Source organism: Cronobacter sp. HA18006 (genome assembly GCF_011605445.1).
GTDB lineage: Bacteria > Pseudomonadota > Gammaproteobacteria > Enterobacterales > Enterobacteriaceae > Cronobacter > Cronobacter sakazakii.
Map to the genome: position 1 here is coordinate 795,734 of NZ_JAANQB010000011.1, position 16,479 is coordinate 812,212.

General features: G+C 59.4%; 15 protein-coding genes. 9 read left to right on the top strand and 6 right to left on the bottom strand.

All coding sequences use genetic code 11. The features are described from left to right. Window positions 1-36 precede the first annotated feature (36 nt). From uca to G9X48_RS05500, 5 genes are all read right to left on the bottom strand, one after another. Window positions 37-3,645, bottom strand: a complete 3,609-nt coding sequence (gene uca, locus G9X48_RS05480; RefSeq protein WP_097641998.1) for an urea carboxylase — start codon at window positions 3,643-3,645, stop codon at window positions 37-39. A gap of 10 nt (window positions 3,646-3,655) precedes the next feature. After that, window positions 3,656-5,470, bottom strand: a complete 1,815-nt coding sequence (gene atzF, locus G9X48_RS05485) for an allophanate hydrolase (protein WP_097641997.1) — start codon at window positions 5,468-5,470, stop codon at window positions 3,656-3,658. 871 nt (window positions 5,471-6,341) lie between these two features. Further along, window positions 6,342-7,445 carry a cobalamin-independent methionine synthase II family protein gene (locus G9X48_RS05490; protein ID WP_097565622.1) on the bottom strand — a complete coding sequence of 368 codons (1,104 nt, stop codon included), beginning with the start codon at window positions 7,443-7,445 and terminating at the stop codon, window positions 6,342-6,344. Window positions 7,446-7,654: 209 nt separating this feature from the next. Further along, on the bottom strand, window positions 7,655-8,428 hold the full coding sequence (locus G9X48_RS05495; RefSeq protein WP_004386225.1) for an OBAP family protein: 774 nt from the start codon (window positions 8,426-8,428) through the stop codon (window positions 7,655-7,657). A gap of 113 nt (window positions 8,429-8,541) precedes the next feature. Continuing rightward, on the bottom strand, window positions 8,542-8,712 hold the full coding sequence (locus tag G9X48_RS05500; protein ID WP_004386224.1) for a general stress protein: 171 nt from the start codon (window positions 8,710-8,712) through the stop codon (window positions 8,542-8,544). A 313-nt stretch (window positions 8,713-9,025) separates the two neighbouring features. On the opposite strand from G9X48_RS05500, the gene G9X48_RS05505 reads away from it, so the two are divergent. The 5 genes from G9X48_RS05505 (at window position 9,026) to G9X48_RS21590 (ending at window position 11,464) form a co-directional block, all read left to right on the top strand. Then, the gene (locus G9X48_RS05505; protein WP_165770541.1) at window positions 9,026-9,190 is read left to right on the top strand and encodes a hypothetical protein; all 165 of its coding nucleotides are present in this window, start codon (window positions 9,026-9,028) and stop codon (window positions 9,188-9,190) included. 80 nt (window positions 9,191-9,270) lie between these two features. Then, window positions 9,271-10,182: a bestrophin family ion channel gene (locus G9X48_RS05510; protein ID WP_076726976.1), complete on the top strand. Its 912-nt coding sequence runs from the start codon at window positions 9,271-9,273 to the stop codon at window positions 10,180-10,182. Between the two features lie 163 nt (window positions 10,183-10,345). Then, on the top strand, window positions 10,346-11,149 hold the full coding sequence (locus tag G9X48_RS05515) for a MerR family transcriptional regulator (RefSeq protein WP_097640627.1): 804 nt from the start codon (window positions 10,346-10,348) through the stop codon (window positions 11,147-11,149). 95 nt (window positions 11,150-11,244) lie between these two features. Beyond that, the gene (mgtS, locus tag G9X48_RS05520) at window positions 11,245-11,340 is read left to right on the top strand and encodes a protein MgtS (protein ID WP_004387782.1); all 96 of its coding nucleotides are present in this window, start codon (window positions 11,245-11,247) and stop codon (window positions 11,338-11,340) included. Further along, window positions 11,333-11,464: a hypothetical protein gene (locus G9X48_RS21590; protein WP_256130317.1), complete on the top strand. Its 132-nt coding sequence runs from the start codon at window positions 11,333-11,335 to the stop codon at window positions 11,462-11,464. The genes mgtS and G9X48_RS21590 overlap by 8 nt, the downstream gene beginning before the upstream one ends. A gap of 8 nt (window positions 11,465-11,472) precedes the next feature. Here G9X48_RS21590 and dcp read toward each other — a convergent pair whose 3' ends face one another. Continuing rightward, the gene (gene dcp, locus G9X48_RS05525) at window positions 11,473-13,518 is read right to left on the bottom strand and encodes a peptidyl-dipeptidase Dcp (protein WP_097640628.1); all 2,046 of its coding nucleotides are present in this window, start codon (window positions 13,516-13,518) and stop codon (window positions 11,473-11,475) included. A 159-nt stretch (window positions 13,519-13,677) separates the two neighbouring features. Between dcp and ydfG the strand changes: the two genes are divergently transcribed. The 4 genes from ydfG (at window position 13,678) to ydfZ (ending at window position 16,460) form a co-directional block, all read left to right on the top strand. Beyond that, window positions 13,678-14,424, top strand: a complete 747-nt coding sequence (ydfG, locus tag G9X48_RS05530) for a bifunctional NADP-dependent 3-hydroxy acid dehydrogenase/3-hydroxypropionate dehydrogenase YdfG (protein WP_004387781.1) — start codon at window positions 13,678-13,680, stop codon at window positions 14,422-14,424. An 88-nt stretch (window positions 14,425-14,512) separates the two neighbouring features. Next, entirely contained in the window at window positions 14,513-15,199 is a 687-nt protein-coding gene (locus G9X48_RS05535) for a GntR family transcriptional regulator (protein ID WP_097640629.1), read from the top strand. 39 nt (window positions 15,200-15,238) lie between these two features. After that, on the top strand, window positions 15,239-16,132 hold the full coding sequence (locus G9X48_RS05540; RefSeq protein ID WP_097640630.1) for a hypothetical protein: 894 nt from the start codon (window positions 15,239-15,241) through the stop codon (window positions 16,130-16,132). A gap of 124 nt (window positions 16,133-16,256) precedes the next feature. After that, complete coding sequence (gene ydfZ, locus G9X48_RS05545) at window positions 16,257-16,460, top strand: putative selenium delivery protein YdfZ (protein WP_007867949.1); 204 nt, start codon at window positions 16,257-16,259, stop codon at window positions 16,458-16,460. Window positions 16,461-16,479: the final 19 nt, after the last annotated feature.

Below are 16,479 nucleotides of genomic sequence, written 5' to 3' on the forward strand. Positions count from 1 at the left end.
GGTAAGCAACGCGCACCCGCCGCCCGGCAAGCCAGATCAGCCCAGCCACAAAAGGGCATCGCCCGGTGCCACAGGCCGTCCCTGCTGACAACGAATACGCGCCACCACGCCATCCACCGGCGCATGCACCATCAGCTCCATCTTCATGGCCTCCACCACGATAAGCGGCTCGCCCTGCTTCACCCGCTGGCCCGGCTCGACCAGAATCTTCCAGATGTTGCCGTTGAGATCGGCGCTCACCAGCTGCCCTTCGCTTTCGGCCTCATCTTCTGCCTGCGCCTCATGGGGGTCATCCTCCGGCTCCTGCGTGTGCCAGTGCGCTACCTCGGCACTGAACGCGGCCTGCTGACGCTCGCGGAACGCGGCAATATCCTGCTCGTTGGCCGCTAAAAAGGCGCGATACGCCGCAAAATCAAACTCGCTCTCTTCAATACGGACAGACGCGCGGCCCTCGCGGAAAGCGTCGCGGAAATCATTCAGTTCGGCTTCGCTCACCGGGTAGAAGCGCACCTGATCGAAGAATTTGAGCAGCCACGGCTCCTCGCCGAACTGCGGGTTTTTGAGGAATTTGTTCCAGATGGGCAACGTGCGCCCCACCAGCTGGTAGCCGCCGGGCGAATCCATGCCGTAGATGCACATATACATCCCGCCGATGCCGACGGTGCCCTCGGCGGTCCACGTGCGCGCCGGGTTATATTTCGAACTGAGCAGGCGATGGCGCGGATCGACCGGCACCGCGCACGGCGCACCGAGATAGACATCCCCCAGCCCGAGGATCAGATAGCTCGCGTCGAACACTACCTTTTTCACGTCGTCGCGGTGCGACAGCCCGTTCGCGCGGCAGATAAAATCGACGTTATTCGGCAGCCACGGTGCCTGGGCGCGCACGGTCTGCTGGTAACGCTCGACCGCGCCAAGCGTCGCGCTGTCTTCAAACGCCATCGGCAGCCAGACGATTCGCGAGGGGATCTTCAGCGACTCCACATCGCCAAGCTGTTTTTCAAGGCTCATCAGCAGCGTCAGCAAGGCGCGCTGCCCCAGGCGCTGGCTGTCGTAACGCACCTGCAACGACCGCACGCCGGGTGAAAGCTCCTCCACGCCCTCGACGCCGCTTGAACGAATCGCCTTCATCAGCAGATGCACACGCAGTCGCAGCGCCAGATCCAGCACGTTGTCGCCATATTCGATGAGAATGTAGCTGTCGCCCGCCTGCCGCCAGACCACGGCGGGCAGCCCGTTCTGCGCAGGCACTTCGGCGAGGATCGCCGCACTTCCGGTTGTGCCGGGCAGCAGCGTCGGCGTCTCATCCGGGCGGGCCGTCACCGCGCGCAGATGGTTGCACGCCACTTCCTGCGCCAGCTCCAGCGACTGCGCATGTTCGATGCTTACCGGGTGAAAACGAATGCGATCGCCAGGCTTCACCTGACCGACTTTCCACAGCTCCGCGCGGGCAATGGTGACCGGGCAGACAAAACCGCCGAGGCTCGGCCCGTCGCGGGTGAGGATCACCGGGAAGTCGCCGGTAAAGTTAATCGCCCCGATAGCGTATTCGCAGTCATGGACGTTTGACGGATGCAGGCCCGCCTCACCGCCGTCGGCGCGGCTCCACTCCGGCTTCGGGCCGACCAGCCGCACGCCGAGACGGTTGGAGTTGTAATGCACCTGCCATTCGGCGGCGAAGAAAGCGTCCATTGACGCGGGCGTAAAGAAATCGGGCGCGCCGTGCGGCCCGTAGAGCACGCCGATATTCCAGACCTCGCCATAACGCGGGATAACTCCCGGCTCCGGCGTCCGGGGCGGCGAGATGGGCGCAGGCGTGGTGCAGGCGGCGAGCGCCGGGCGCGATATCGCCAGCACGTCGCCGGGGCGCAGCGTGCGTCCGGCATGGCCGCCGAACTGCCCGAGCGCGAACGTGGAACGGCTGCCGAGATACTGCGGCACGTCGATGCCGTTACGCACCGCCAGATAACCGCGACAGCCTGTGCGGGCGCGGCCCAGCGTCAGCGTCTGTCCGGCGCGGACGGTAACCGGCTGCCAGCAGGCGACCGGCTCGCCATCGAGCTTTGCGTCGCAGTCCGCGCCGGTGAGCGCGAAGATAGCGTCGCTGTGAAAGCGCAGCGTCGGCCCCTGAAGCGTGAATTCAAGCCCGGCGGCCTCCGGCGCGTTACCGACGATGCGGTTCGCCAGCCGGAAGGCGTAATCGTCCATCGGCCCGGACGGCGGCACGCCGATATCCCAGTAGCCCAGACGGCCCGGATAATCCTGTACGCTGCTCCAGGTGCCTGGCTCCAGCACTTCGATGGCGTGCGCGTGGTAGCTCACTTCATCCAGCAGACGCGTCCACATGGTGGCGTTTTCAAACGCCTCCAGACGGATAATCTGGCGCAGATAATCGAGATTAGTGGCGATGCCGTGCAGGCGCGTGGCGTCAAGCGCCTGACGCAGCTTCGACAGTGCCTGCGGGCGGTCATCGCCGTGAACGATGATTTTGGCGATCATCGGATCGTAAAAGGCGCTGACCTCCGCACCGGTGCTGACCCAGCCATCGACGCGCACGCCGTCAGGGAAATGCACGTCGGTAAGCTGCCCCGGCGACGGCTGAAAGTTTTTCAGCGGATCTTCGGCATAGAGACGCACCTCTATCGACGCGCCCTGCGGCGCTTTTGCGAGCCGCGCCCTGTCCAGCGGCTCGCCCGCGGCCACATTAATCATGCACTCGATAAGATCCAGCCCCGTCACGGCCTCGGTTACCGGGTGCTCCACCTGAAGGCGGGTGTTGACCTCCAGAAACCAGAAGCGATCGCTCCCGGCGTCGTAGATAAACTCCACGGTTCCTGCGCTGCGATAATTGACCGATTCGCCAAGCGCCACCGCGGCGGCGTGCAGCGCCTCGCGGGTCGCCTGCGGCAGACCCGGCGCGGGCGTCTCTTCCACCACTTTCTGATTACGGCGCTGGAGCGAACAGTCGCGCTCGCCGAGCGCCGCCACGTAACCCTTGCCATCGCCCAGGATCTGCACTTCCAGATGACGCGCGCGGCTGATGAATTTCTCAATAAACACGCCGTCATCGCTGAAAAACTGGAGGCCCTGGCGTCTGACGCTCTCCCAGGCCTGCGCCAGCGAAGGCGCGTCGTCGCAGCGCGTGAGCCCGATGCCGCCGCCGCCCGCGGTGGTTTTCAGCATCACCGGGTAGCCAATATCTTCTGCCGCCTGGGTTGCCTCCTCCAGCGAGCGCAGCAGCCCGCTGCCCGGCGTCATCGGCACGCCCGCCTGTGCCGCCAGCGCGCGGGCGCGGTGTTTCAGGCCAAAATCGCCAATCTGCCGCGGCGTCGGGCCGATGAATACCAGGCCCTCGGCTTCGCACGCCGCCGCGAACTCGGCACGCTCGGAAAGAAAACCGTAGCCGGGGAAAATCGCCTGCGCCCCGCTCGCTTTCGCCGCTGCGAGAATTTTATCGACGTTAAGATAGGTGTCGCGCGCCGCGTCGCCGTCGAGCGCGATGGCGATATCGGCATCGCGCACATGCTGCGCGTTACGATCCGGCGCTGAATAGACCGCGACGCTCGCGATGCCCATTTTCTTCAGGGTACGAATGGCGCGACAGGCGATCTCGCCGCGGTTGGCGATAAGCACTTTACTGAACATGATTTTCTCCTCAGGCGCTCTGGTGGCGGGCAAGCCAGGCTTTCCAGCCGCCCCATTCCGTGATGTCGGTGGCGCTCCCGAGCGCCTGCGGTTCGCAGATAAAGCCTTTTACCGCGCGGCCATCGGCGAGCGTCAGCGTGCCGATACCGAGCGGCGGCGGGATCTCCGCGACAAACTCCCCAAAGCGCGCGAGCGGGATATCCCACAGCTCCACCGCGATGGGCTGCCCGCTGTCTGCACGCGCAAGCCCTGGCTTCGGCGGCGTGGTGTTGGCGAGCGCATAAAGGCGATAGTCCGCCGCCGTGGTGGTCTCTTCGATAAACACCGCGTCGCGGGTGGTGAGCTGGTGGTTGAGCGGCATGCCGCGCAGGTGCGCGCCGACGACCGCGAGGCGCACGTGGTGCGGCGATGGCGCGAACGGTTCGGCCGCGGGCAGCGCTTTATTCGTTGCGCCGAGCGGCAGCGGCACCGCCTGCTGCCAGAGCGCGCCGAAATGTGCCAGCGCCGCGTCATGCCAGGCGGGCGCGATAAGCGTAATGCCAGCCGGCAGGCCGTCGTCACGGAAATCGCCGGGCAGCGCCAGCGCGCAGAGATCCGCCAGGTTAGTGAAATTGGTGTAGTAGCCGAAGTGCGAGTTGTAGCGCACCGGCTCTGCTTTCATTTCATCGAGCGTATGAATGGTGGGCGATGTGGGCACGACCAGCGCGTCTACGGTCTCCAGCACCTGTGCAATCTGGCGCGCGAGCGCGGCGCGGATATATTCCGCCTGCCAGGCGTCGCAGGCCGTGTATTTCAGGCCGCCCTCCACAATATCGCGCACGGTCGGGTCCATGACGTCCGCTGGCGCATTGAGCATCTCGCCCACCGCGACGGTGCGCTCGGCGACCCAGGCGCCCTGATAGAGCTGCTCCGCAAGCGTGCGAAACGGCGTGAAATCGACAGGCACCAGCGTCGCGCCGAGCGCTTCGAGGCGCGTCAGGCTCTGGCGGTACGCCGCCTCGCTGTGGCGGTCGCCATAAAATTCGGGCGCGTCAGGCACCGCAAAACGGGGTTGTGCGGGAAGTCGTGCGGGCGCGGTGCGCGGGTTGGCGCGCGAGTATGCGTCAGCGGCGTCATAGCCGCCCGCGAGGCTCGCCACCTGGAAAGCATCGGCGGCGCTTAACGCGAAGACCGACACGCAGTCGTTCAGGCGGCACGCGGGCACCACGCCACGGTTCGACAGCCAGCCTTTGGTGGGTTTGAGGCCGACAATGTTGTTGAACCCGGCCGGGACGCGCCCGGAGCCTGCGGTGTCGGTGCCGAGCGCGAAAGCGACCAGCCCGCGCGCCACCGTGGACGCCGAACCGGCGCTGGAGCCGCCGCTGACATACGCCGGGTTAAAGGTGTTCGGCACCGCGCCGTAGGGCGAGCGGGTGCCGACCAGCCCTGTCGCGAACTGATCCAGATTGGTTTTGCCAAGCACGATGGCTCCGGCGGCTTTGAGTTTCGCCACAACGGCGGCGTCTTCCTGCGGGGTATACGCAAACGCCGGACAGGCGGCCGTTGTGGGTAACCCGGCAACGTCAATATTGTCTTTTACCGCGAACGGCACGCCGAAGAGTGGAAAATCCGCAAGGCTTTTGCCCTCGTTGATGGCCGCCAGTAACGGCGCGATTTGGGCTTCAAGATGTGACGGGCTGGCGCGGGTTATCCACGCCGGATCGTTATTTTCTTCATCGGTAAAAGCCGCGGAATAAATTTCCGTAATGCGCGTCGGATCGTCCTGATATTCCCTGCGCCACTCAGCAAGCGTCAGAGGCGTAAACAGCGGTGAACTCTGTGACATAACTGGCATCCCATCTGGTATACAAGATGGGAGTTATTTAGCAAAGGGAATGCCAGTTTTTAAAATTACCTATATTTCAACATCTTAATAATTAAATCTCAAAATACTTTCTGTTTAATCTTTAAAATCTCCTCCTTCTTATAATACGTGGTTTCGTTATGGTGCAGCTGTGCGACATTAATGTGCAATGCGCCGATAAAATAAATAAAGATTATGGTTAACGTGGCGGGAATATATTTTTGCGATGGTTAAGAAGATTTTGTGTCAGGGTGTTCGCAATATAAATGGTGGGTGCGCTGCGCTTACCCACCCTACGATGAGGGTGGCGTTTTGTAGGGCGGGTAAGCGAAGCGCACCCGCCATGCGATGAGGGTGGCGTTTTGTAGGGCGGGTAAGCAAAGCGCACCCGCCATGCGATGAGGGTGGCGTTTTGTAGGGCGGGTAAGCAAAGCGCACCCGCCATGCGATAAGGGTGGCGTTTTGTAGGGCGGGTAAGCAAAGCGCACCCGCCAGCCATTTATTAACATATCAGGTCAGTGAATTCGTTCCGTTCGCCACAATGTCATCTTTATATAGACGCTTTCCTCACGCGAACGTGCAAAGGGGGCTCGCCGCCGCCCCCTTTGCAATCCCGGCTCCCGGCAGAAAATCGCCCCTGCGGGGAAGCCTCGCCTTATTCCCTCCGGCTGCGGGTCGGGCAAGACAATACCTCCCTGTATTGTCATGCCCTCGCACCGGGTCCCTCCGGTGCGCCCCGGCCTGCGGCGAAACAGCGAGGCCGATTTTTTTTAGCCGGAGCAAAACCATCAACATCAGCGTCATATTTCTGTAGGGCGGGTAAGCATCGCGCACCCGCCGTTTAAAACCCGCCTTACCACACTTCGCCGGCGACACTCGTCACCAGGCGCACTTTTTCCCACTGCTCGGCAGGCGTAATGCTGTTGCCCTCTTCGGTCGAGGCGAAACCGCACTGCGGGCTTAAACAGATCTGATTGATATCCACATATTTCGCCGCTTCTTCCAGACGCGCTTTAATCAGCTCCGGGTTCTCCAGCTCGCCGTTCTTGGTGGTAATCAGCCCCAGCACCACCTGCTGTTTACCCGGACGGATAAAGCGCAGCGGCGCGAAATCGCCGGAACGGTCGTTGTCATATTCCAGGAAAAACGCATCGACATTCACTGTGCCAAACAGCACTTCGGCCACCGGCTCATAGCCGCCTTCGGCAATCCAGCTTGAGCGGAAATTCCCGCGACAGACGTGCAGCCCGATGGTTAAATCCTCCGGTTTGCCTTCCAGCGCCTGGTTCAGCACGCGGGCATAAATGCGCGCCAGCTCGTCCGGGTCGTCGCCGCGCTCGCGGATTTGACGGCGCTGATCGTCCGAGCACAGGTACGCCCAGACGGTGTCATCCAGTTGCAGGTAACGGCAGCCCGCGTCGTAAAAGGCGCGGATGGCGTCACGCCAGGTGGTGGCGAGATCGTCGAAGTAGTCCTTCAGATCCGGGTAGACGTTGCGGTCGATGGCCGCCGCGCCGCCGCGAAAATGCAGCACGCTCGGGCTTGGAATGGTCATTTTCGGCTCGGCATTGCCGCTGACGCTTTTCAGGAAGCGGAAATCTTCCAGCATCGGGTGATCGCCAAACGCCACTTTACCGGTGACGCGCACGCTCTGCGCTTTGGTCTGGATACCGTTGAACTGGATGCCCTGATTCACTTCCACCAGCTCCACGCCCTGCAGCGCGCCGAAGAAATCGAGATGCCACCAGGCGCGGCGAAATTCGCCGTCGGTTACCACATGCAGGCCGCAGGCGCACTGCTGTTCAACGGCGTGACGAATCGCGTCGTCTTCGATTTTACGCAGGTGCGCGGCGTCTATCTCCCCTGCCGCAAACTGCTGGCGGGCCTGCTTAATGGCATCCGGACGTAAAAAGCTGCCGACGATATCGGCGCGAAACGGGGCGTGTTGACGCTGCATAGTGTTCTCCTCGTAGCCTGCCGCGATGGTCACGTCAGGTGATAGTTCAATAATTGAATATTTGGCCGTCTGGATGTCTATATGTCCAGAGAATGACATTACCCTGTGCATCAGGCAAACGAGGAAATTTCATGGGTGTTGAAAAATATTCATGTAGCAGATAAAAGAATCCCCACCGAAGTGGGGAAAACGAAAGGCACAAACAGGGGTTATTTTTTCTCAGACGAGGCGCTGCTGTCCACTACGCCAGGAATATCTTTGATATCGCCTTTAAACTGCCCTTTCAGGGCATCGACGCCGCTTTGCGGCTTCGCGAATTTTTCAAGATCGGCGCGCGAGCGGCGGATTTCGTCAGTGTTGACGCCAAGCTTTTTGTCGCGCTCGCTGACAAGCTCAGGCTTCGCCTCGCCGTCACGGTTAAATGACCAGGCAAGCATCGGCGGCCCAAGCGGCAACGCATCGCCTTTATCACCCGGCCCGCCGGTATGCCAGACATGCCAGGTTTTCCCGTAGCTGTTCATTTTATCCTGCATCAGGCGGTGCTCAGCTGGCTCCGGGATACCCGGCGCGATAAGCTGCCCGCTGAGGATTTCGCCATTGTGCGGATGCCAGTACTGTTTTTCCTGCGCCGGCAGTTGATTAAACAGTTTTTCGGAAATGATATATTCCAGGCCATTCATCCTGGCCTCTTTGGTATTACCGTCAAATAAGACGCACTGGGCAAAATCCTGATTGACCTGATGGCAATAGTGGTGCGCTTCCATCTGTTTTTCAGGGATCTCTTTCATCGGATGAAAGCCCACCAGATAAATATCAAATCCTTTTAACGGGGCGTTACTTTGTAATACGGCCGCACCGGTTTCCAGTAACCTGGTCGTCGTGCTTTTATCAGCACCCGGCGGTGTGGCGTTTTCCGCCTGCGCTAAAAAAGCGAGGGAAAGAAGCGGAAGCAACGTTATTTTTACTGCGCGTTGTAATTTCATAAGGTCATTAAACAAATAAAAGGTATTTACGTCATGCGCTAAACGACCTCCGGTATGAGCATTAACCCATACCGGAGGGACGTTATGCCGGGCGCATGCGGCCCGCCAGCCCGTCAGGAAGACGAACGGCTGCTGCTTTTACCGCCTTTACGGCCAGCTTCTGCGGCACGCTCGCGGTCATTTTTAAAATTTCCGCCGCTATTCTGGCCGCCTTTACGACCTGCTTCAGAAGCGCGTTCACGATCCTCAGCAAAATTACCTGAACCACCACGATGTTGAGCCATAATATTCTCCTCGGATAAGCAGAGATAATTTAAACCGCGTTCTCACCATGCGAACGCAGCAGTAACTATAGGCACGCTTCTCCGTTTCGCAAGTCACATTAGCCGCAATCAACTATTTTAACGCTGCGCTTGTACGAATATATTTTACAGGGTGTGTTTATCTGCTGAATACCAAAGGGTTTTATCGTCTTGCGCTCTCGCTTAATAAGAAAATTCTTAAAAGAAAGCGTTAATTATTTTCGGGTCGCAGTCAGGTCTATTATTTATCTGCGAAGTGTCGTTCGTTGATTTAATTTCCGCCGAGGAGTGATTAATGAAACAGAAATGGTACTGCTGCCCCTCCATGAAGTTAAAAGACCGTTTTATGGTGCTGATTATGGGACAAGACGTGTTTCTGCTGTTCCGCAAAGGCGGTTCGCTGAGAAAGTCCCGCGACTGGCTGGCGCGTTCAAAGGCGAAATTTATTCCTTTAGGGTAAGACACTGCGTTTTTCTGGTTGCAGACAAAAGCGCTATCTCGTTTAATAAGTAGCGCTTTTGTTAACCCCTTGTGAGTATCATGATTGTTCGTCCCCCTCAGCACTGGTTTGCCCGACTCTTTGTCTGGCATGGTTCCGTATTAGCCAAAATATCCACGCGTCTACTCCTTAATTTCCTGCTCTCCGTGACGGTTATTTTCTTTTTACCGTGGTATGAGGCGCTCGGAATAAAACTGACCACCGCCCCTTTTAGTATTCTGGGGGTGGCGATTGCGATTTTTCTTGGATTTCGAAATAGCACCTGTTTTGCCCGTTTTAATGAAGCGCGCCTGATTTGGGGGCAACTGGTTATCCACTGCCGTTCACTGCTCCGCACCGCCCGCACGCTGCTGCCGGATAACGCACAGGAGTTGCATCATCTGGTGAATCTGGAGGTAGCGTTCTGCCACTGCCTGCGCCTGACGCTGCGCCGCAGAAAGCTCGACAATGTGCTTGACCGCTATCTCACCCGCAGTGAAATGGCGCGCGTAATGAACAGCAATTCTCCCTGCAATACGATTTTACTTATTATGGGTGAGTGGCTCGCAGCACGGCGCAACGGGCTGTCCGATATTCTCTTTCAGACGCTCGATCAGCATATTAATCAGCTTGCGGCAGTACTGGCGGGCTGCGAGCGCATCGCCAATACGCCGCCGCCGTTCGCCTATTCGCTGATGCTGCACCGCACGGTTTATTGCTTCTGTATTATGCTGCCGTTCGCGCTGGTGACTGACCTGCATTTTATGACGCCCTTTGTGTCCGTGTTTATTTCGTACACGTTTATTGCGCTCGATACGCTGGCCGAAGAGCTGGAAGACCCTTTCGGCACCGAAGATAACGATCTGCCGCTGGACGCGCTTTGCAATAATATTGAAATAGACTTACGTGAAATGAACGACGAGCCGCAAAAACCGGCTAAATTATTGCCGAACCGGCATTATCAGCTTACCTAATGCATATTCATATTCAGAATGAATATGAATAATGCACCATTAATGATTAGCAGGGTGGGCGAAGTGTGTTAGCGTAAACCCTGTTCTCTTCTTCCTTTTCGTTTCCCATGAAAGGGCCATTCTTCTCCTGTTTTGTATTGCAGCCTGGCATTAAGGAATCGCCATGTCTCATTTCACGATCGAAATGCTCTCCGATCAGTGCGGAGTCAGCATGCCTAATTTACGCGCGTGGCAGCGGTCAGGATTACTGCAGCCCGTGCGCGACGACAGCGGCAGACGCTATTTTGACTACAGCCATCTGATGCGCATTCACGCCATCCTGAAATGGCTCGACCGCGGCCTGCCGCTGGATGAAGTCGCCCGCATTCTGAAGGGTGAACAGACGACCCAGATCAGCCAGTGGGAAGTATGGCAGGAGCAACTGCTCGCCACGCTTGAGAAACCCTGCCTCGAAAAGGGCCGTGCGTTCCTGCTTAAAATGGGCCGCGAACTGCCCGCCGCGATGCTGCTGGATAAGGTCGTGCTGCCACTCCGTCTGTGGCTGGGGCACGGGCACGCCAGCGCGCAACTGACGCGCCGCGCACGCTTCGACACGCTGATTATCGAATACGCCACCTTTCTGATGCAGACGCTGCGTAAGCGTCCGGCGTCCGGGCTGGTCGTGATAGCGATGAACAGTCACGATCCGCTGAGCGTCTGGCTGGAAGCGATTCGCTTTTCCGGTGAAGGCTTTCGCATTGATGTGCTGCAGCAGCCCGTGCCGCTGCCCGATCTCACGCAGTTCGCCGCCGATCACTATCTGATTTACAGCGATGTGCCGTTAACGCCCGCCCAGCTTGCGCTCTGGCAGCAGTGGCAGCTTGACGGCATGCCGCTATTCAGCGCTGGCGCTGGTTTCGCAATGCCGCCTGAGCTACCGGACGCCGCCAACCTCCCCGACGCGCCGCTCTGCGAAAACGCGCAGTAAGCGCCTGTGTCGCGAAACTATTATCCCGCTGTCGTCTTTACGTCACACGTTCAGGGCTTTGTTAAAGAAGGGTGTGACTAAAGGCGGGAGTCGTGATGCCGGGAGCCGCGGATCTGTTTATCTGTATGCCGGGAATTGTCTTGCTGGCGGGGTTTCTTGCCGCGTATTGCAGCAAGAAATGGGATGACTGAGCGTAAAACAAAAAAATACCGTCAGCGTGAGCTGACGGTAAGGCTTGCATGGATTGTTTTTGTCCTGCGCTCAACATCACGCTTATTTCTGCATCATGCCATGCGCAGGTTCAACGTCACCTAAACGTGGGTTTATTCCGTTAAGCCACGGTTTTCCAGCATCGGCTCAATACGCGGGGCATGGCCGCGCCAGGCGAGCCATAACGCTTCGAGATCGCAACTGTTGCCGCGCGAAAGAATGGCGTCGCGAAAGCGTGCGCCGTTTTGCGCGTTTAACCCGCCCTGCTCTACAAACCACTGATAGCCGTCGTCCGCCAGCATTTGTGTCCAGAGATAGGCGTAGTAGCCCGCCGCGTAGCCGCCGCCAAAGATGTGGGCGAAATAGCTGCTTCGGTAGCGCGGCGGGACGGCACGCAGCGCGATGTGCTCCTGTGAAAGCGCGGCTGCTTCAAACGCAGCCACATCCTCTGGCGACGATGACGGCGTCAGGCTGTGCCAGTGCTGATCGAGCAGCGCCGCGGCCAGCAGTTCGGTCATGTCGTAGCCTTTGTTAAAGCGCGCCGCGCGGAAGAGTTTCTCGCGAAGCGCGTCCGGCATCGGCTCGCCGGTCTGGTAATGGCGCGCAAAGTTCGCGAAAACGTCCGGGTGGCTCGCCCAGTGTTCGTTGATTTGCGACGGGAACTCCACGAAATCGCGCGGCGTGTTGGTGCCGGAGAGCGTCGCGTAACGCTGGCTGGCGAAAAGACCATGCAGCGTATGGCCAAATTCGTGGAACAGCGTGATAACGTCATCCCAGGAGATCAGCGCAGGCTGCCCGGCGGCGGGCTTCAGGTAGTTACAGACGTTGTAGATAACCGGCTTGTGGCCGGTGAGCGTGGACTGGTCGACGAAATTGCCCATCCAGGCACCGCCGCTCTTGCTGTCGCGCGCGAAGAAATCGCCGTAAAACAGCGCAAGCCCGCTGCCGTCTTTATCGAAGATTTCCCAGACGCGGACATCCGGGTGATAAACCGGAATGTCAGTACGTTCCTGGAAACGAAGCCCGAACAGCGTACTGGCGGCGTAAAAGACGCCGTGAATAAGCACATTATCCAGCTCGAAATACGGTTTGATCTGCGCGTCGTCGAGCGCGTATTTTTCGCGCCGCACCTGTTCGGCGTAAAACGCCCAGTCCCAGGCTTCGGCCTGAAAGCCGCCGTTCTCGCGGTCAATCACCTGCTGAATATCGGCAAGCTCCCGGTTGGCGCGCGCCGTCGCCGCCGGCACGATATCGCGCATAAAGCGCAGCGCCGCTTCCGGCGTTTTGGCCATCTGATCGGCAATGGTCCAGGAGGCGAAATCTTTAAAGCCGAGCAGCGCCGCCTGCTGCGCGCGCAGCTGCGCCAGGCGCAATACCAGCGCGCGCGTGTCGTTGGCGTCGCCTTTTTCGGTGCGGTGCCAGCCCGCTTTAAAAAGGGCCTCGCGCGTCTCGCGACGCTCCAGTGACTGTAACGCCGGCTGCTGCGTGGTGTTCAGCAGCGCGATAAGCCAGCGTCCTTCCTGCCCTTTTTCACGCGCGGCCTGCGCGGCGGCGGCGACCTCTGCTTCGCCAAGCCCTGCCAGCGCCTCGCGGGACGACACCAGCAGCCCGCCCGCTTTATCCGCCGCCAGCAGACGCTGGTTAAACTGGATGGTAAGCTGCGCGGCCTCGCGGTTTAGCGCTTTAAGCTGTGCTTTTTGCTCCGCGCCAAGCGTCGCGCCCGCGAGCATAAACTGCTGCCAGACGACCTCCACCAGACGGCGTGATTCCTCATCCAGCCCCAGCGCGTCGCGCTGCTCATAAACGGTATTGAGCCGCGCAAATAGGGTTTCATTAAAGTGAATATCATCGGACAGCGCCGCAAGCTCCGTGGAGAATTCTTCATCCAGCGTTTGCAGGTAATCGTTAGTGTGCGCTGAAGTCATCGCGAAAAAGACGCGGGTGACGCGCGCGAGCATCGCACCGCTGCGCTCAAGCGCCAGATACGTGTTTTCAAACGTCGGCGCGGCGGGGTCGGCGGCGATCGCCTCCACCTCGGCGCGCTTCTGGCGCACCGCCTCGTCAAAGGCCGGGCGGTAGTCGTTATCGGTTATCGCGTCGAACGGCGGCGCCTCGTAAGGCAGCGTACTGGCTGAGGAAAAAGGGGGCGTTACCGGCATGAGGATCTCCGCAAAAGCGTGATGGTAAAAACACAGCTTATGCAGCCTCGCCGCAAACGGCAATGGTTTCGAGCCGCAACCCATCAGTAAGTGATATTCCACAGGGCGCGCCGGGCGTGCTAAGGTAACTGCTCTGAAAAAGCCTTGAGGAACAGCGAGATGATTATTCTGGTTACCGGTGCGACGGCCGGGTTTGGCGAAGCCATTACCCGCCGGTTTGTGAAGAACGGTCATAAAGTCATCGCGACAGGCCGCCGCCAGGCGCGCCTCGACGCGCTGAAGGATGAGCTTGGCGAAAGCGTGCTGACACTGCAACTGGACGTGCGCAATCGCGCGGCGATCGAAGAGGCCATCAGCAGCCTGCCGCTGGAGTGGCGCGACATCGATGTGCTGGTCAACAACGCCGGGCTGGCGCTGGGGCTTGAGCCCGCGCACAAAGCGAGCGTCGAAGACTGGGAAAACATGATAGACACCAACAATAAAGGCCTGGTCTATATGACCCGCGCGGTGCTGCCCGGCATGGTTGAGCGTAACCGCGGTCACGTCATTAATATCGGCTCCACGGCAGGCAGCTGGCCTTACGCGGGCGGCAATGTCTACGGCGCGACCAAAGCGTTTGTGCGCCAGTTCAGCCTCAATCTGCGCACCGATCTGCACGGCACCGCCGTGCGCGTGACGGATATCGAGCCGGGTCTGGTGGGCGGCACTGAATTCTCGAACGTGCGTTTTAAAGGCGATGACGATAAAGCGGGCAAAACCTACGAAAATACCACCGCGCTGACGCCGGACGATGTGACCGAAGCGGTCTGGTGGGTGGCGACGCTCCCGGCGCATGTCAATATCAACACCGTCGAGATGATGCCGGTGAGCCAGAGCTTCGCCGGGCTAAGCGTACACCGCCAGTAACGCTCCTCTGCCCGTACCCCGTCCGCGCTGGGCGGGGTGGGCAATTAATGTTAAATTGCCGCAGTTACCCGCAAATTAAGACAAAAGAATGGCCGCTGAAACTCCGCTCAACCCGACCCAGCCGGTGAGCCAACAGATTTACCGTATCCTGCGCCGCGATATCGTGCACTGTTTGATCCCGCCAGGCACGCCGCTTTCTGAAAAGGAAGTTTCGGTGCGCTTTGATGTGTCGCGCCAGCCGGTTCGTGAAGCGTTTATCAAGCTTGCCGAAAACGGGTTGATTCAGATCCGCCCGCAGCGTGGCAGTTTTGTGAATAAAATTTCGCTGCGCCAGGTGCGTAACGGCTGCTTTGTGCGCCAGGCGATTGAGCGCGCCGTGGTGCAGCGGGCGGCGGGGATGGTGACTGACGCGGATCTCTATCAGCTTGAGCAAAACCTTAACCAGCAGCGCACGGCTATCGATCGCAAACAGCTGAGCGATTTTTTTCAGCTCGACGACGAATTTCACCACCGCCTGACGCAGGTCGCCGACTGCCAGCTCGCCTGGGACACCGTGGAAAACATTAAAGCGACCATTGACCGGGTGCGCTATATGAGCCTCGATCACGTCTCCCCGCCGGAAATGCTGCTGCGCCAGCATAATGATATTTTTCACGCGCTGGAGCGCCGCGACCCGCGGGCCGCCGACGACGCCATGCGCCTGCATTTGCAGGAAATCAGCGAATCCGTATTGCTGATCCGCCAGGAAAACCGCGACTGGTTTACCGAAGAGTAACCGCGCGGCGCGATGAACCAACACAGGGATGGACATGCGATGCGCGCATTACTGCTTATAGGCTGCGCCCTTTTCTCTTCACCGCTGCTGGCCGATTGTCTTCAGAGCGAGGCTATCGCCACGGCCGCCGCGGATTTTACGTGGTCGGCACGTACCGTCACCGCCACGCCGCGCGCGCATTTTTATTCCGCGCCGTCATCAGAATGCCGCCTTGACGCGTTTCTGGTGCCGGGCGACGCCGTGCAGGTGTTTCGTCTTTCTCAAGGTGACAGCCAGAGCGCGGATGATAAAACGCGCCCGTTCGCCTGGGTGAGCTATCGCGACAGCAAAGGGCGCGTGGCGACCGGCTGGATGGAAACCGCGGCGCTCAAAATGCAGCAAGACACGCTCCGGCCAGAAGGCATCTGCGCCGCCCGCCTGCGCGAACTGGACGGTGTACAGGAGTCACGGGAGACCGCCAACCGCTACGACGTAACCGGCAGTGGACGACATTTCTTTTACACTGCCCCCGACGCGCAGTGCCGCAGCCAGCAGGTGTTTCTGGTGGCGGGCGATACGGTGAGCGTGGGCCGCACGCTGCCGGGCTTTCGTGAGGCGACGTGGTACGGCAATGACGGGCGAATTGTCAGAGGCTGGCTGGAATCGGCGGCGCTGCACGCGACCGGCGCGGGCGACGCCTGGCGTGAGGATATCAGCAAAAGCCCGCTGGCCCGTGTAACCCGCACCGTCTCTTTGCAGCTCAACCCCAACGGCCAGTGTATTTTCTATGAGAACGCACAGGACGCCGGTATTTACCGTTTGCTGGTGCGTGAGGATCACACCCGCGCGGGATGTCGCGGCGCGGCCGACCCTGAAGTCGCACCGGAAGTGGCAAATATCGATATTGATACCGCAAGCGGGAAGATCGTGCGTAACGGGCCCGCAGGCGAGTAGTTGCGGGCCGTGACATCCATCACACAAATGCCCTGTTTTTGATCGAGATTAACGTTTTTCAGGTCGTGATTTTTAAAATGGGGCTCGTCTGGATCATTCCCAACTATTCAGAGGAGATATCACCATGATGACCTACGATCGCAACCGTAACGCGATTACCACCGGCAGCCGTGTCATGATCAGCACCACCGGGCAGACCGGCGTGATTAAAGCGATTCACGGCGACGGCATGACGCCGGAACAAATTCGCCGTGGCCGTACCGTCGAGGTGGAAGGTTGCGAAGGGAAATTCGAGCCGGTCGAGTTGATTCGTTTGGGTATGCATTAATAGTTGTCGGGCGGGTGTT

What these genes read in the sequence shown, in the direction of transcription:
- G9X48_RS05510 (WP_076726976.1), top strand. Translation starts at nt 9,271, where the DNA reads ATGATTGTTCGTCCCCCTCAGCACTGGTTTGCCCGACTCTTTGTCTGG.
- ydfG (WP_004387781.1), top strand. Translation starts at nt 13,678, where the DNA reads ATGATTATTCTGGTTACCGGTGCGACGGCCGGGTTTGGCGAAGCCATT.
- G9X48_RS05540 (WP_097640630.1), top strand. Translation starts at nt 15,239, where the DNA reads ATGCGCGCATTACTGCTTATAGGCTGCGCCCTTTTCTCTTCACCGCTG.
- G9X48_RS05500 (WP_004386224.1), bottom strand. Translation starts at nt 8,712, where the DNA reads ATGGCTCAACATCGTGGTGGTTCAGGTAATTTTGCTGAGGATCGTGAA.
- G9X48_RS21590 (WP_256130317.1), top strand. Translation starts at nt 11,333, where the DNA reads ATGACTGAGCGTAAAACAAAAAAATACCGTCAGCGTGAGCTGACGGTA.
- G9X48_RS05505 (WP_165770541.1), top strand. Translation starts at nt 9,026, where the DNA reads ATGAAACAGAAATGGTACTGCTGCCCCTCCATGAAGTTAAAAGACCGT.
- uca (WP_097641998.1), bottom strand. Translation starts at nt 3,645, where the DNA reads ATGTTCAGTAAAGTGCTTATCGCCAACCGCGGCGAGATCGCCTGTCGC.
- ydfZ (WP_007867949.1), top strand. Translation starts at nt 16,257, where the DNA reads ATGATGACCTACGATCGCAACCGTAACGCGATTACCACCGGCAGCCGT.
- atzF (WP_097641997.1), bottom strand. Translation starts at nt 5,470, where the DNA reads ATGTCACAGAGTTCACCGCTGTTTACGCCTCTGACGCTTGCTGAGTGG.
- G9X48_RS05535 (WP_097640629.1), top strand. Translation starts at nt 14,513, where the DNA reads ATGGCCGCTGAAACTCCGCTCAACCCGACCCAGCCGGTGAGCCAACAG.
- G9X48_RS05490 (WP_097565622.1), bottom strand. Translation starts at nt 7,445, where the DNA reads ATGCAGCGTCAACACGCCCCGTTTCGCGCCGATATCGTCGGCAGCTTT.
- mgtS (WP_004387782.1), top strand. Translation starts at nt 11,245, where the DNA reads ATGCCGGGAGCCGCGGATCTGTTTATCTGTATGCCGGGAATTGTCTTG.
- G9X48_RS05495 (WP_004386225.1), bottom strand. Translation starts at nt 8,428, where the DNA reads ATGAAATTACAACGCGCAGTAAAAATAACGTTGCTTCCGCTTCTTTCC.
- dcp (WP_097640628.1), bottom strand. Translation starts at nt 13,518, where the DNA reads ATGCCGGTAACGCCCCCTTTTTCCTCAGCCAGTACGCTGCCTTACGAG.
- G9X48_RS05515 (WP_097640627.1), top strand. Translation starts at nt 10,346, where the DNA reads ATGTCTCATTTCACGATCGAAATGCTCTCCGATCAGTGCGGAGTCAGC.